This window comes from Aquificaceae bacterium, assembly GCA_037722135.1.
GTDB classification, from domain to species: Bacteria; Aquificota; Aquificia; order Aquificales; family Aquificaceae; genus Pampinifervens; species Pampinifervens sericum.
In genome coordinates this window covers 1-14691 of record JBBKAW010000007.1, presented here as the reverse complement: position 1 = coordinate 14691, position 14691 = coordinate 1, and the positions used below count along the sequence as shown (strand labels likewise).

General features: G+C 42.6%; 13 protein-coding genes. 3 read left to right on the top strand and 10 right to left on the bottom strand.

Features of this window, described 5'->3' with window-relative positions:
- The first annotated feature begins 126 nt into the window (after positions 1–126).
- A complete protein-coding gene (locus tag WKI49_00555) occupies positions 127–558 on the top strand; it encodes an Hsp20/alpha crystallin family protein (GenBank protein MEJ7620989.1) in 432 nt (143 codons plus the stop codon).
- Here the strand turns inward: WKI49_00555 and murA are convergent.
- From murA to hemA, 4 genes are read right to left on the bottom strand one after another with little or no spacing between them, the layout of a single operon-like run.
- A complete protein-coding gene (murA, locus tag WKI49_00550) occupies positions 555–1841 on the bottom strand; it encodes a UDP-N-acetylglucosamine 1-carboxyvinyltransferase (GenBank protein ID MEJ7620988.1) in 1287 nt (428 codons plus the stop codon). The genes WKI49_00555 and murA overlap by 4 nt on opposite strands.
- The gene (locus WKI49_00545; protein MEJ7620987.1) at positions 1838–1990 is read right to left on the bottom strand and encodes a hypothetical protein; all 153 of its coding nucleotides are present in this window, start codon (positions 1988–1990) and stop codon (positions 1838–1840) included. The genes murA and WKI49_00545 overlap by 4 nt, the downstream gene beginning before the upstream one ends.
- Positions 1987–2286, bottom strand: coding sequence for an Lrp/AsnC ligand binding domain-containing protein (locus WKI49_00540; protein MEJ7620986.1), 300 nt, complete (start codon positions 2284–2286; stop codon positions 1987–1989). Before WKI49_00540 ends, WKI49_00545 begins: the two co-directional genes overlap by 4 nt.
- On the bottom strand, positions 2273–3460 hold the full coding sequence (gene hemA, locus WKI49_00535; GenBank protein ID MEJ7620985.1) for a glutamyl-tRNA reductase: 1188 nt from the start codon (positions 3458–3460) through the stop codon (positions 2273–2275). The genes WKI49_00540 and hemA overlap by 14 nt, the downstream gene beginning before the upstream one ends.
- Before the next feature lie 106 nt (positions 3461–3566).
- Between hemA and hisS the strand changes: the two genes are divergently transcribed.
- Entirely contained in the window at positions 3567–4781 is a 1215-nt protein-coding gene (gene hisS, locus WKI49_00530; protein ID MEJ7620984.1) for a histidine--tRNA ligase, read from the top strand.
- On the opposite strand, the gene WKI49_00525 is transcribed toward hisS, so the two are convergent.
- Genes WKI49_00525 through WKI49_00505 form a run of 5 tightly spaced genes read right to left on the bottom strand, consistent with a single transcriptional unit; the run spans position 4765 to position 8645 of the window.
- Positions 4765–5742 carry a hypothetical protein gene (locus tag WKI49_00525; GenBank protein ID MEJ7620983.1) on the bottom strand — a complete coding sequence of 326 codons (978 nt, stop codon included), beginning with the start codon at positions 5740–5742 and terminating at the stop codon, positions 4765–4767. The two genes, hisS and WKI49_00525, sit on opposite strands and share 17 nt — an antisense overlap.
- Positions 5732–6379, bottom strand: a complete 648-nt coding sequence (locus WKI49_00520) for a response regulator transcription factor (GenBank protein ID MEJ7620982.1) — start codon at positions 6377–6379, stop codon at positions 5732–5734. Before WKI49_00520 ends, WKI49_00525 begins: the two co-directional genes overlap by 11 nt.
- Positions 6380–6382: 3 nt before the next feature.
- Positions 6383–7717 (bottom strand): DNA repair protein RadA, encoded by a 1335-nt coding sequence (radA, locus tag WKI49_00515; protein MEJ7620981.1) that lies wholly within the window; start codon positions 7715–7717, stop codon positions 6383–6385.
- Positions 7718–8233, bottom strand: coding sequence for a translation initiation factor IF-3 (gene infC, locus WKI49_00510; GenBank protein MEJ7620980.1), 516 nt, complete (start codon positions 8231–8233; stop codon positions 7718–7720).
- Positions 8220–8645, bottom strand: a complete 426-nt coding sequence (locus tag WKI49_00505) for a hypothetical protein (protein MEJ7620979.1) — start codon at positions 8643–8645, stop codon at positions 8220–8222. The genes infC and WKI49_00505 overlap by 14 nt, the downstream gene beginning before the upstream one ends.
- Before the next feature lie 82 nt (positions 8646–8727).
- On the opposite strand from WKI49_00505, the gene smc reads away from it, so the two are divergent.
- Complete coding sequence (gene smc, locus WKI49_00500) at positions 8728–12189, top strand: chromosome segregation protein SMC (protein ID MEJ7620978.1); 3462 nt, start codon at positions 8728–8730, stop codon at positions 12187–12189.
- Here smc and WKI49_00495 read toward each other — a convergent pair.
- Positions 12179–14614, bottom strand: a complete 2436-nt coding sequence (locus tag WKI49_00495; protein MEJ7620977.1) for an ATP-dependent Clp protease ATP-binding subunit — start codon at positions 14612–14614, stop codon at positions 12179–12181. The genes smc and WKI49_00495 overlap by 11 nt on opposite strands.
- Positions 14615–14691: the final 77 nt, after the last annotated feature.

The following is a 14691-nucleotide window of genomic DNA, read 5'->3' as shown; positions in this document are numbered from 1 at the left end:
TATAAAATTATATCATCACACACTTTTTAGGTAGTCAGGGGGTTATAGGCGCGCATATATCCCTTGACATTTTATAATGGAGGACTAAAATAAATTTATATCAAAACCCTAAAGGAGGTGGTTGCCATGAGAAGAGGTCTTATGGTTTGGAACCCATTTGCAGAGATTGAACGCATAAGGAGGGAGTTTGACAGACTTCTTGAAGAGCTTGTGCCAAGGGAAGAAGGTGAAAGGGTTTTCGCACCTGTAGTGGATGTGTATGAAACAGACCAGGAGTTGGTGGTAAAGGCGGAGCTTCCGGGTGTAAAGAAGGAAAACGTTGAGGTGTCCATCAGAGACAATGCTCTCTATATAAGAGGAGAAAAGAAGGAGGAAAGAGAAGAAAAGACGGAAGCATACCACAGAGTTGAGAGGGTATACGGAAGGTTTGAGAGAGTTTTGCCTCTACCTACAGATGTAAAGGTAGAGTCCGCAAAAGCGGAGTTCAAGGACGGCGTGCTTGAAATAAGAATACCAAAGGCTGAAGGTGCAAAGGAGAGGAAGATAGAAATAACCTAAAATTTTCTTCGGGGCTGTCTTTCTATGACAGCCCCCAAACTCTTGAATTTTTCCTCAAGCCTTTCATATCCCCTATCAAGATGGTATATGTCTTTTACCACTGTGGTCCCTTCCGCTACAAGCCCTGCTAATACAAGACTGGCGGATGCTCTTAAGTCGGTAGAGTATACTTCCGCACCGTATAGCTTTTTAACCCCTCTTATAATTGCAGTTCTACCTCTCACACGTATGTCCGCACCCATTCTTTGAAGTTCTGCTACGTGTTGAAAACGGTTTTCAAAGATATTCTCCCTTATCTCTGAAACCCCGTCCGCAAGACAGCAAAGCACCATAAATTGAGCCTGCATATCTGTGGGAAAACCAGGATACTCCGCAGTGGATATACAAAGAGGCTTAATACTATCACCTCCTCTCACTCTAAGACTGTTAAGGCTTAGAATGTCAACTTTGGCACCCGCTTCTTTTAGCTTTTCTATGACACTACCTAAATGCTCTATCCTTAAGTCTTCAAGCACAATATCACCACCTGTTAAAAAGCCAGCTACCATAAAAGTCCCAGCTTCTATTCTATCCGGAATAACTCTATGGCTAAATCCCTTAAGCTCTCTACTCCCTCTTATTATAGCGGTTCTGTCTTCTATATATATCTCCGCACCCATTTTTCTAAGCACTTCTACAAGGTCCATAACCTCTGGCTCTAAGGCTATATTCCTCAAAATACTTTTCTTTTCACAGCTACTAAGAAGCATAAGGGCATTTTCAGTCCCCGTTACAGTTATAACTTCAAAGGTATACTCTACAGGGTTTAGCCTTTTTAACTCCATATCTACATAACCATGCCTAACCCTTATATCAGCACCAGCTTTCTCAAACACCTTAAGATGTTGGTCTATGGACCTTATCCCGATAGAACAACCCCCTGGCATGGAAACCACCGCCCTTCCGAACCTTGCAAGCAGGGGACCCATTACAAGGACAGAAGCTCTCATACGCCTTACCACTTCGTCTGGTGCAGTGTAAATGTTTATGGAGCTCGGATATATGTTTACCCGTCCTTTTCCAAACTCAACTCCAGCACCTAAGTATTGAAGGAGTTCAAAGGCTGTTCTTGTGTCAAGAAGGTCAGGTACATTTTCTATTTCGCAAGTTTCCTTAGTTAGTATGCTTGCCATAATTATAGGAAGTGAGGCGTTTTTTGAACCAGAGATACTTACCTTTCCCTTTAAAGGCTTTCCTCCTTCTATAACAAGGTAATCAGAAGTAGATAATGTGGTGCTTATCATCCTTTTTTATTATTATCTTTACAACTTCTCCATTTTTTTGAATAGAAAATTTCAACCCCGTCATCTTCCTCTTTGTAAACCACAGGTTCTTTGGAGTATATAACCAATATTCTCTCAGCTTCTTCCACTACAAAAGGAAAATCGTTCATATCCTTACCACCACACAGGTAAGGGCTTCCTTTACTCCCTCCAAGGAATGTATTTTGCTTATTACAAGCCTACCGAGTTCATCCTGATTCTTTACTTCCGCAAAGACGATTATGTCATAGGGACCTGTCACTACGTCTGCGGTTTTTATGCCTTCAAAGGTTGAAAGGGCAAGCATTATGGAGGGGATTTCCCTGGGGTCTGCTTTTATAAGCACATAAGCCTTTATGGAGTATTCACTTTCAAGTTCCATTAACTCCGTTATAGACATAGGGTAGCCTTCACTATGTGTTTGCATATTCCACCTCCTGCAAGAATATTTTAACTAACTTTTCTGCAAGGGAAGGGTCTTTTCTTATCTCTTCCATCGCATTGTGAATTAGCTTTCTAACCATCGGTTCCCTCTCTTCTACCTCTCTCCATACCCTTTTTATGCTTACTATGTGTTTTTCAACCTTAAGAAACTCCAACCACTTCATGAACTTACTCACCTCATCCCATACTATTATCTCTCCCTTTTCTTTCTCCTTTAGTCTCTCCTTTAGGTTCTTCTCTGCAACCTCTTGTAGGTCATCTATATCGTAGAGAAACACTTCATCAACCTTATTAACCTCGGGGTCTACATTCCTGGGAACAGATATATCAATGAAAAAGATAGGTTTGTAGTTTCTTTTCCTTATCGCCTTTTTGACCATAGGAGCGTCTATGATAAACTTCTTACTCCCTGTCGAGACTATTACTATATCAAATTCATGGAGATGTTCAGAAAGCTCTTCAAATCTTAGCACGTGTCCTTCAAGCTCTTTTGCTAATTCCACCGCTCTTTCGTATGTCCTATTAGTTATAAAAAGATGTGCTTGGAGTTTTTTAAGATATTTCGCGGAAAGCTCAGCCATTTCACCAGCACCCACAAGGAGAACCTTTGTCTTTGCAAGGTTTCCGAATATCCTTTTGGCAAGCTCTACAGCTACATAGCTTACTGAAACTGCGTTTTTGCTAATACCAGTCTCTGTGCGCACCCTCTTGGCAGTTCTAAGAGCCTTCTCGTATAGTCTATTGAGAACCTTGCCAGTGCATTGGAGCTCTTTCGCTATTCTGTATGCCTCTTTAAACTGGTTTACTATCTGCGTTTCTCCCACCACCATGGATTCAAGCCCGCTTGCAACTCTAAAGATGTGAGCAACCGCATGTTTATCTTCTAAGAAGAAGGAGTTTCTTCTAAGCCTCACATCCACACCCTTTAATTGTAGAAATTCAAGGATTAACCTATTCATAGACTCATAGCTTTCTGCGACTGTGTAAACTTCCACCCTATTACAGGTAGACAGGAGCATTATCTCTACTATGCCACTTATAGTTTTAAGGGGTGGTAAAAGATAGTAAGCATCTTCCCTGCTACAAGCCAAAAGCTCCCTCTGTTCCACTGGAGCGGTTTTGAAGTTCACACCCCATACAAATATGCGATTCATCATGTATAAATATATCACTACTGCACTACAGTAGCTATGATAACCTTGCCTTTTGGAGAGTGAAAAATAGAGGGTTCTTTAGTCTGGGAGAGGACTATAATTATTCTCTATGCCTGAGTTTCAAAGTGTAAGAGGCTTTCACGATATTTATGGAGAAGACCTAAAAAGGTTCAGGTATATTTCTAACCTTATAAGAGAAAAGCTAAGGCTTTATAACTTTGAAGAGATAGTGCTTCCTGTGGTGGAATATGTGGAGGTATTCCAAAGGAGCATAGGAGAGGCAACGGACATAGTCCAAAAGGAGATGTTTACCTTTCAGGATAGAAAGGGTAGATGGCTTGCCCTTAGACCTGAGGGCACTGCAGGCGCGGTTAGAGCCTACGTTCAAAACAGGCTATATGCCTTAAAGCCTTATGTGAAACTTTTCTATGAGGGTCCCATGTTTCGCTACGAGCGTCCACAGGCTGGCAGATACAGACAGTTTCATCAACTGGGTGCGGAGGTTTTTGGAAGCCTTGAGCCTGTGGTGGATGCGGAGCTTATAGGTCTTGTCTATGAGATACTTTCTGAGCTTGGTATTAAGGCGGTAATAGAGATAAACTCCATAGGATGTAAGGTTTGCAGACCTGCCTATAGAGATGCTTTGAGTGCCTATCTTGCAGGTGTGGAGGAGCATCTCTGTGAAGTCTGCCTTGATAGAAAGGACAGAAACCCTCTTAGGGTCTTAGACTGCAAGGTGCCAACCTGTAAGTCTGCAGTCAAGGATGCTCCTAAGATGGTGGACTTTCTGTGCAAGGAGTGTAAAGAGCACTACTCAAAGCTAAAGGAATATTTAAATGCCATGTCTATACCCTACAGAGAAAATCCAAACCTTGTGAGAGGACTTGACTACTACACAAAGACAGTTTTTGAGGCGGTCTCTGAGGAGCTTGATATTACCGTGATAGCAGGTGGTAGGTATGATTACCTTGTGGAGGAAATAGGTGGACCTCCCACTCCAGCCATAGGCTTTGCGGTAGGATTAGAAAGGCTTTCCATGCTTGTGAAAAACCTTCCTCCAGAAGACCCACTATACTTGGTCATACCCTTTGGTGATGTTCTACCCTATGCCTTGCAGGTAGCAAAGGCTCTCAGGGCAGAGGGCAAAAGGGTTGAGGTCTCTTACAAAAGAGGCGGTCTCAAAAAACAGCTTGAGCTTGCCAACAAGATAAGGGCGGATTATGCAGTCATAGTGGGAGAAGAGGAGATGGCTGGTGGCTTTTATACCCTTAAGGACCTTAATTCTGGAATTCAAACAAGGGTAGAGTTTAGCCCTGCCTTTTAAAGAGCACAAAGGCGGTATAGTGCCTTTTTAGGCTTATCTGTAAGCCAAAGTTGTATCTCCTTAAGACCATGCGTGTAAGTTCTACACCCAACCCCATACCGTGCTTTACCTCACCACCAAGGTCGTTCCTTATCACCAAAAGCCCTTTTTTCGCACAGACCTTTATGTGGATAAGTTCTCTTGAGTGCCTTATGGCATTGCCTATGAGGTTGTAGAGCACATCCTCAAGGTCCTCCTTGTTCATGTATACAAATAGTCTTTCAGTTCTCAATATGAGCCTTTTAGCCTTTAGCTCCTCTTCAAAAAAGCTAAGGGTCTTTTTTATCAAGTCTTCCAACTGGATATTCTCTCTCTTGTTTTCTCTCCCTTCCTTAACTGAGTTTATAAACAGGCTTAGCTCCCTTTGAACCTTGTGGAGACTTCTTTCCAACCTCCTTATCTTTTCATCTTGAGGATAGGATTTTTTTAACATAGCCAAAAGGACTTTTTGTGTGGCTATAAAGTTTCCAAGTCTATGGGTAAGAGATAGCATAAGGGACTTTATCCATTCCTCCTTTCCCTTTAGCCTTGAAAAATACTCCTCAATAATCCTCTGATAGAGAAAAACAAGCATAAAAATTAGGAAAAATTCTGCCACCAGAAGTCTTTTCATTATGCTGTCCTTCCTTTCCCTAAGAAACTCTTCCCTTATACCTACCCTTACGCTCTTTAATGGGTTTTCCGGAGCTTCAAAGACATATATCCTGTATCCTTCAACTGCAGGTGGGTTTATAACAAAGTCTTTGTCTCCTATATGGTGTGGGTTTTGGAGATGGGTTATAAAGTGCTGATAGGCAAGCCTGTAGGAGTTCTCCTCAATGAGCCTTTTAATTTCAAGAAACACTACGAGGTTTATAAGTCCAAAACCAGCCACCAAAAGGGTAAAGAGAGAAAGATAAAGCAGGAATTTCTCACGCTTCAACTCTATAGCCCCTTCCCTTTTGAGAGACTATAAAGCCCTCTGGCAAGAGTCTTCTGAGGTTCTTTATGTGAGCCCTCACCACCTCGTCCCCCACTGGCTCATCGCCCCACACATAGTTGAGGAGCTCCTTTGTGGAGACAAACCTATCCCTGTTTTCTACCAGATACTTAAACAGTAGCCACTCCTTTTTACTTAGCCTTATCTCCCTACCTTCAACCCACACCCTACCAGCCCTTAGGTCAACTTCTACATTCCTTAGCTTTAGCCTTTCTTGTCTAACTGTTCTTCTGTATAAGGCTCTGAGCCTTAGCAGTAGCTCCCTGGGTTCAAAAGGCTTTGTAAGATAATCATCCGCACCGAGAGAAAAGCACTTTTCTTTGTCCTCAATCCTACCCTTTGCAGTAAGTATAAGCACAGGGGTGGTGTTTCCCTTTTCTCTTAGCTCTCTTAGAAGTTCCTCACCACTTATATGAGGCATCATAAGGTCAAGCACAATGGCGTCATATATAGAAACCTCAAGAAGGTCAAAAAACTCCCTACTATCGTATATCCAGTCCACCAAAAAGCCTTCTGACTCCAAATACTCCTTAAGAGACTCCCCCAAAAGCCTGTCATCTTCCACAAGTAGCACCTTCACATTTTAGATTATAAGCTCAATGGCTTCTTTAATATGCCTTACGCCAAAAACTTCTAAACCCTCCAATTCTACTTTGCAACCCTCTGGAACTATAGCCTTCTTAAAGCCAAAGCGAAGACCTTCCTTTAGCCTTTCCTGTGCAAAGTGGACAGACCTCACCTCCCCAGAGAGACCAAGCTCACCAAAAATAAGCACATCACCAACAGGTTTATCCTTTACGGAGCTTACCACTGCAAGGGCAACCGCCAAGTCTATGGCTGGCTCTTCCACCCTTACACCACCCACTATGTTTACAAACACATCCCTGTCTCTTGTAAAGACCTTTGCTTCCTTTTCAAGCACTGCAAGTATAAGAGCTAAGCGGTTTGGGTCAAAGCCTTGAGTCTTTCTCTGAGGGGTGGTGTATAGTGCATGTATGGTTAGGGCTTGCACCTCCAAAAGCACTGGCTTGCTACCTTCTGTGTGAGGAAAAACCACGCTCCCAGGAGAGCCAACCCTCTCTTGCAGGAAAAAGGCGGAAGGCTCTTGAACCTCCTCAAGCCCCTGTCCTGTCATCCTAAAGACCGCCATGTTCCCAGACTCACCAAAGCGGTTTTTAACCGCCTTGACCACCCTGTAGAAGTTAAACCTCTCCCCCTCAAAATAAAGAACCGTGTCCACAATATGCTCCAGCACCTTTGGACCCGCAAGCACGCCTTCTTTGTTGACCTGACCCACCAAAAAAACGGGAATATTTAGCTCCTTGCAAACCTCAGAGAGCCTAAAGGTGCATTCTCTTACTTGAGCAACAGAGCCTGGCGAAGACTCAAGGCTTGAGCTATAAAGGGTTTGCACCGAGTCCACCACAAGGAGAGAAGGTCTTTCTTCCCTCAGGGTCTGCAGAATAATCTCAAGGTTAGTTTCTGGAAACACCAAAAGGCTTTCTGAACCTACTCTTAGTCTTTTTGCTCTAAGGGCTATTTGTGATGGAGACTCCTCTCCAGAAACATATAAAACAGGTCCATATAGCTTTGAAAACCTTTCGCATACCTGCAATAAGAGGGTGGACTTGCCTATGCCCGGTTCGCCTGCAAGGAGCAAAACTTGACCTTTCACTATCCCACCACCAAGAGCATAGTCAAGACTTTCAAAACCCGTGCTAAGCCGTAGAGCGTTTTTTTCTTCCCAAAGATGGAGAGGTTTTGGTGTAGCCTTGACTATTACCCTTTCAGAGAGAGACCTTGTTTCCTTCTCCTCCACCATAGAGTTCCAAGCACCACAAGAAGGACATTTTCCAAGCCACTTTGGACTTGAATATCCACACTCTTGGCAAACAAAGTAAGTCTTTTCCTTTTTCATTTACTTCTTTTTAGGGAGCAGGGCAAAGATTAGAAAGTTTCCTTCCTTCTTTATTGGAGCCTCAAGCTGTCCCACGTCCGATAACTCTTCCACTATTCTATTTGCTAACCTATCACCAAGCTCTGGGTGGAGATGCTCCCTTCCTCTAAAGCGAATTCTTACCCTTACTTTGTCCCCGTCCATGAGAAACTCTCTCATGTGCTTTAGCTTTACCTTAAGGTCATGCTCGTCAATCCTTACCGAAAGCATCATGTCCTTCACATCAATGGCATGCTCTCTTTGTTTCTTCCTTGCCTCCTTTTCCTTCTTCTTTAGCTCATAGAGGAACTTACCATAATCCAGTATCTTACATACAGGAGGGTTTGCTTGAGGTGCAACTTCTACCAAGTCAAGACCCTTTTCGCTGGCTATTCTAAGAGCCTCCTGCAGTGGAACTATGCCTATCTGCTTTCCATTTTCGTCTATTAACCTTACCTCCTTAGCCTTTATCTGTTTGTTAACCCTATACTCCTGCAAGTGAACCTCCTTTAAGGTGTTTTATAAGCACATACATAGAAAGCAAGAAGTTTATAAAAAGAATAAGGGTTGATAGCATGGAAACCCTTCTAAAAAGCACTCTTCTGGGTTCATTATAATCAAGGAGGTCTATGTTCCCCAAACTCCTCTTGTAGTTTTTAAGCCAGTATGAAATTCCCACGTTTAGCCCAAGAGCCAGCATAAGAAGTATACCATCAAGCTTTGCATCACTTAAGATAAGATAAAACAAAAGTATGAGAAAGGCAACCTTGTAAAACCTCCAAAGCACCCTTCCGTAAAGCCCTCCTGCGAAGTCTTTGTTTTTATCAACCCTAAGAAGGACAGGTGCTACCAAAAAGGTTATGGTAAAGAGAGAACCACAGTATAGTGCTATCAATAGCTCCGCTACCATCTTTCTAATTCAGTTATGCAAGATAAACCACTTAACTTTTTAATTCTTAACCTCATACCGCCTTTAATTATACTATTAATTCGTGAAGGCTTGGATAGAAAAAATAACCTTAGAGGGCTTTAAATCCTATGGAAAGGATAGGATAGAAATACCCTTAGGTCAGGGTTTTATAAGTATTGTTGGTCCAAATGGTGCAGGTAAGTCTAATATAGGCGATGCTATATCCTTTTGCCTTGGCATAGCTACCGCAAAGACCCTTAGGGCAAAAAACCTCTCCTACCTTATATACTCAAAAAACTCTGATAGGGCGGATTATGCCTATGTGGAGGTGCACTTTAAAAACTACGGGCTTTTCCCTCTTCAAGAAGAGGATATAGTTATATCAAGAAAGGTCTATCAGGATGGGCGAACGGTCTTTAGAATAAACGGTGCGGTGGTAAGAGAAAGGGATTTGATGGACTTTCTCTCTAAAGCTGGCATATACGAAAACGCCTACAATGTGGTGCTTCAAGGAGACATAGTAAGGTTTTTGAAGATGACGCCTGTAGAAAGAAGAAAGCTTTTGGAAGAAATAGCAGGTATTGAAGAATACGAAGAGAAAAAGCAAAAGGCTCTTACGGACCTTGGAGAGGTAGAGCTAAAGTTGAGGGAACTGAGGCTTCTCTTAGATGAGATGGAAGTCCAGATGGAGAGACTAAAAGAGGAGCTAAAAAGACTAAGTATTTACAAAGGCTTGGAGGAAAAGAAAAGAGAGCTGGAAATAAGGCTTTACTTAAAGACCGCCTATGACCTGCAGAGGTCTTTGCATGATAAATCTCAAGCTATGGCTCAAAAGGAGAAGGAACTGGAAAGGCTAAAAGATATGCTTAGAGAATACGAAGAAAGGCTTATCCTGTTAGAAGAGGAGCTAAGGAGCATAAATGATTCTCTCTTTCCATACAAAGAGAAGGTTGGTAGACTATCACAAACCATAGAAAACCTTAACCAAGAAATAGAAAAACGTAGAAAGAGGATTGAAGACCTTGAGCGAGAGATAATCTTCACACAGGAACAAATAGTCTCTTTGGAAGCTCAAGAAGAGTCCATAAAAAGGGAGGAGGAAGAGCTTCTTAGGGATATTGAAGGACAAAACATGGAGCTTTTGGAATTAGAAGGGTCCACAAACCTTCTCTGGAAAAGCCTGAAGGAAAAAGAAGAAAGCCTAAGGGTTTCTCTTGAGGAGATGGAAAAAATAGAAGAAAAACTTAAGGAGCTTTTCTCCCGTTTGGAGGAGGCAAGGAAAGAGCTTTCAAGGATGGAGTTAAAGATAAGGGAGCTGGAGCTTAAAAGGGAAAGGGTAAGGGAAGACATGAAAAGGCTCAAAGAGGAGGGAGAAAGGGTTAAGTCAAACATGAGTGAATCTCTTATGAAGAAGGAAGACTATCAAAAAATGTTAAAAGAGGAGGAAAGGTCCTTAAGGGCGAAAAGGGAGCAGTATCAAGCTCAAGAGGAAAAGCTAAGAAAGATAAGACAAGAAAAGGAGGAGGTCATTAGAGAGATTTCCATGCTTAGGGGTAGGCTTCAGAGCATGCCTCCAGAGGAACTACCTTTTGAAGATATAGAGGGTGTATACGGCAGAGCTTCAAGTCTTATAAGGGTAAAGGACCTTGAATACCTTAAGGCGGTTGAGACTGCAGGGGGTGGAAGACTTTCCTATGTGGTGGTACAGGATGAAGAGGTGGCAAAGAAATGTATTCAAAGGCTTAAAGAACTCAAGTGGGGAAGGCTAAACTTTATACCCTTAAGCAGGATAAGGGAAGTGAACTTACCACCCTATCCGCCACGACAAAGAGGTGTTATAGACTTTGTGGTAAACCTATTAGAATATGACAGAAGATTTGAAAGGGCTGTAAGGTTTATCTTTGGGGATACGCTTCTTGTGGAGAGTTTTGAAACCGCAAGGGCTCTTGGAAATGCCTATAGGATGGTAACACTTGAAGGTGAGCTCTTTGAAAAAAGTGGTGTTATAAGTGGAGGGTATAGTGAAGAGAGAGGTGAGCTTGGAAGAGCCTTTTATCTTGAGGAGTTGAATAGACTCTTGGAGGTTGAAGAAAAGCTAAGGGAAGAGGAACAAAGAGAGGAAAAGCTCCTAAAAGCTCTCAGGGATGAGCTTCTTGAAAAGGAAAGCGTCATAGCCATACTTAAAAGAAGGCTTGAAGAGGAGGAAGAAGCTAACAAGGCTGGCTATGAAAGGCTAAAAGATATAGAAGAAAAGCTACGTAAAGCGGAAGAATATCTTCAGATATTGGAACAAGAATTGCAAGAGACCGTAAAAAAGGTAGAAACCTTAAGGGAGGAGATAGCTTATCTTGAGGAAAAGCTGGAAAACCTCAAAATAAAGAAGCATTCAGCTTTAATCCACTATAAGGAGTCTGGGGTAGAAGACCTAAGAAGGGAATACGAAAAACAAAAACAGAAAATAGAAAGACTAAAGGAGTCTATACACGTCAAACAACTAAGGCTAAAAGAACTGCAGATGGAAAGAGAAAGTTTGCGAAGGGAAATAGGCAGAAAGCTCGCCTTTATTGACAGTGCTCGGGAAGAAATTAAAAGCCTACAACAGATATTGGAAGAGTTGCATAAAAGAAAAGAAGAAACAGAGGAAGAGTTAAAGCAGGTTAATATACAAGCCTATGAGCTTTATAGAAAAAAAGATAGGTTGGAAGAAGAGCAAAGGAACCTTCAGTCAGAACTTGGAAAGCTTAAGTTTCATGAAGAAACCATTAGGGAAGAACTTCATAGGCTTGGACTTGAAAGGGTAAGACTTGAAGAAAAATACGAAGAGAGCCTTTATAAACTAAGGGAGCTTAGCTACGAAGGGGACGTAGTGGAGGTAAAAGAAAGCTATAACAAGCTCAAAGAAGAGCTTTCAAAAATACATAGGGAGCTCTCTTCTCTGGGTAGTGTGAACTTTAAGGCGGAAGAGGAATACAAGGAATATGAGGAAAGATACAAGGACTATCAGGAGAGATACAAAAAGCTAAAAGAGGAAAAGGAGTCCATAAAGGAACTTATACAGGAAATAGAAAGAAAAAAGCTAAGAGCCTTTATGGAGACTTTCCATGCAATAGACAAGAACCTCAGACGCATATTCTCAGAGCTTTCTCCTGGTGGAAAAGCTTACATGGTGCTTGAAAAGGAGGATGACCCATTTTCTGGTGGTGTGAGCTTGGTGGTAAAGCCAAGAGGAAAGGAAGTGCAATACTTAGAAGCCATATCTGGTGGCGAAAAGACACTTGCTGCCCTTTCTCTTATTTTCGCCATACAGGATTATAGACCATCACCCTTCTATTACTTTGACGAGGTGGATGCCCATCTTGATGAAGCAAACGCCAAAAGGGTGGGAGAGCTTATAAAGGAGAGGTCAAAGAAGGCTCAGTTTATAGTGGTAACTCTAAGGGAAGTGCTTGCAAGTTTTGCGGATAGGGTTATAGGTGTGAGTAGCAGAGGCGGGGTATCCAAGGTCTTTACCCTTGAAAACCCCACTCAACTTCTCACTGGTTGAATATAGCCTCTAACTTCTCCTTCTTTTTGACAGGCTTTATGTAAGGCTTGTCATCTTTTATCCTTATCTCCACAAGCTCCACATCAGCAAGAGCTCCTTTGAGTAGTTCTTCCGCAAGTAAGTCTTCCACGTGGTGCTGGAGTGCCCTTTTGATACTTCTTGCACCATACTCAGGCTTGTATTCCTTCTCTATTATCCAGTCTACAAAGTTCTTGTGTAGTTTCACCTTCACATTCCAATCTTGGAGGTTTTTGTTTATCTGCTCAAGTTGAAGCTCAATTATCTTAGCCACATCTTCCTTCTCAAGAGGTCTGTAAACTACAATTTCATCAAGCCTATTGAGAAACTCTGGACTAAAGGTCTTCTTAACTTGGTCAAGAACGTTCTTTTTCATCTGGTCGTAGTCTATCATGCCGAACTTTTTCTCAAAACCCATCTGAGAACCATGGGCTATTAGCCTTGCACCTAAGTTGGAGGTCATTATGATTATGGTGTTAGAAAAGTCCACTGTCCTTCCCATGGCATCGGTGAGCCTTCCGTCGTCAAATATCTGGAGGAATATGTTAAACACGTCTGGATGAGCCTTCTCTATTTCGTCAAAGAGTAGCACCGAGTAGGGTCTTCTCCTTACCCTTTCCGTTAGTTGTCCACCTTCCTCATAGCCCACGTATCCAGGGGGTGCACCCACAAGCCTTGAAACGGTATGCTTTTCCATATATTCGGACATATCAAACCTAATGAGTGCTTCCTCAGAGCCAAAGAGATACTCCGCAAGAGCCTTTGCTGTTTCGGTCTTTCCCACACCTGTGGGTCCAAGGAATAGGAAAACACCTATGGGTCTGTGCTTACCCTTTAATCCTACCCTTGACCTTCTTATTGCCTTTGCTATAGCTCTTATGGCATCATCCTGTCCTATTACCCTCTTGTGAAGCTCCTCTTCTATACGCAAGAGCCTTTCCATATCGCTCTCGTGTATTCTCTTTACTGGTATACCAGTCCATCTTGCTACCACTTCCGCAACATCTTCTTCAGTGACCTTTGGTCTGTTGGAAGCCATTTCCTGTTTCCACTTGGCTTTTAAGTTCTCAAACTTCGCCCTCAACCTTAGCTCTTCATCTCTCAATCTTGCAGCCTTTTCATAGTCCTGCTCTCTTGCAGCCTCTTCCTTTCGTTTCTCAATCTCTCTTATCCTTTCCTCTATTTCCTTCAACTCTGGTGGTAATTGGTAAGCTCTAAGTTTTACCAAAGAACCCGCCTCATCCAGAACGTCTATTGCCTTGTCTGGAAGATTCCTTTCCGTTATGTATCTTTCAGATAGTATGACCGCCTTTTCTATTGCTTCAGGCGTGTATTCCACGTTGTGAAACTCTTCAAACTTAGATTTAAGCCCGTACAGTATCCTTATAGTATCTTCTTGAGATGGCTGTTCTACTATAACAGGTTGGAATCTTCTTTCAAGAGCACCATCTTTTTCTATGTATTTCCTGTATTCATCAAGGGTGGTAGCACCTATAACCTGTATTTCACCCCTTGCCAAGGCTGGCTTTAGCATGTTGCTGGCATCGATTGAACCTTCCGCAGAACCCGCACCCACAAGGGTATGTATCTCATCAATAAAGAGTATCACGTTAGGTGCCTTCTCAAGCTCCTTGAGGATATTTTTGAGCCTTTCTTCAAATTGACCTCTATACTTTGTTCCAGCCACCAAGGCTGCAAGGTCAAGGGCTACAACCCTTTTGTTAAGGAGAGGGTCTGGAACCTGTCTGTAGGCTATTCTTTGGGCAAGACCTTCCACTATGGCGGTCTTTCCAACACCGGGGTCTCCAAGAAGAACTGGGTTGTTCTTTCTTCTTCTGACCAGTATCTGTATAACTCTCTCTATTTCCTTTTCCCTTCCTATAACTGGGTCAAGCTTTCCTTCCCTTGCCATCTGCGTGAGGTCTCTTGAGAACCTGTCAAGGTTTGGAGTGGGTGCATACTTGGTGCTCTCTTGAGGAGGAAGCTCTCCAAGAATCTGCAGGACTTCCCTTCTTACGGAATACTCATCAAGACCAAAGCCTCTGAGTATCCTTCCACCCAGACCAGTTTTTTCTCTGACAACACCTATAAGCAGGTGCTCGGGTCCCACAAACTGGTGGTGCAGTATGCGCGCCTCTTCCACCGCAAACTCAAGGACCCTTTTGGCGTCTGGTGCAAAGAGTATCTCACCCGAGTGGCTCCCACGGGTTATCTGACCCATTATGGCTTTGCGAACCTTTTCTGCGGTCAAGCCAAAGCGTGTAAGCACAAGGGAGGGAAGGTCATCTTCCTTTATAAGGGCTAATAATATATGCTCACTGCCAAGGTATGTATGCCCAAGCTCTATGGCTTCCTCTCTTGCTTGCAATATTACCTGCCTTGCCTTTTCTGTAAACTTCTCAAACATGCTTCACACCTCTCTTATAGAATAAAGATAATAGGTGGAGAAAGTTTTGCAATAAGCATTATACTATTTAACATCAT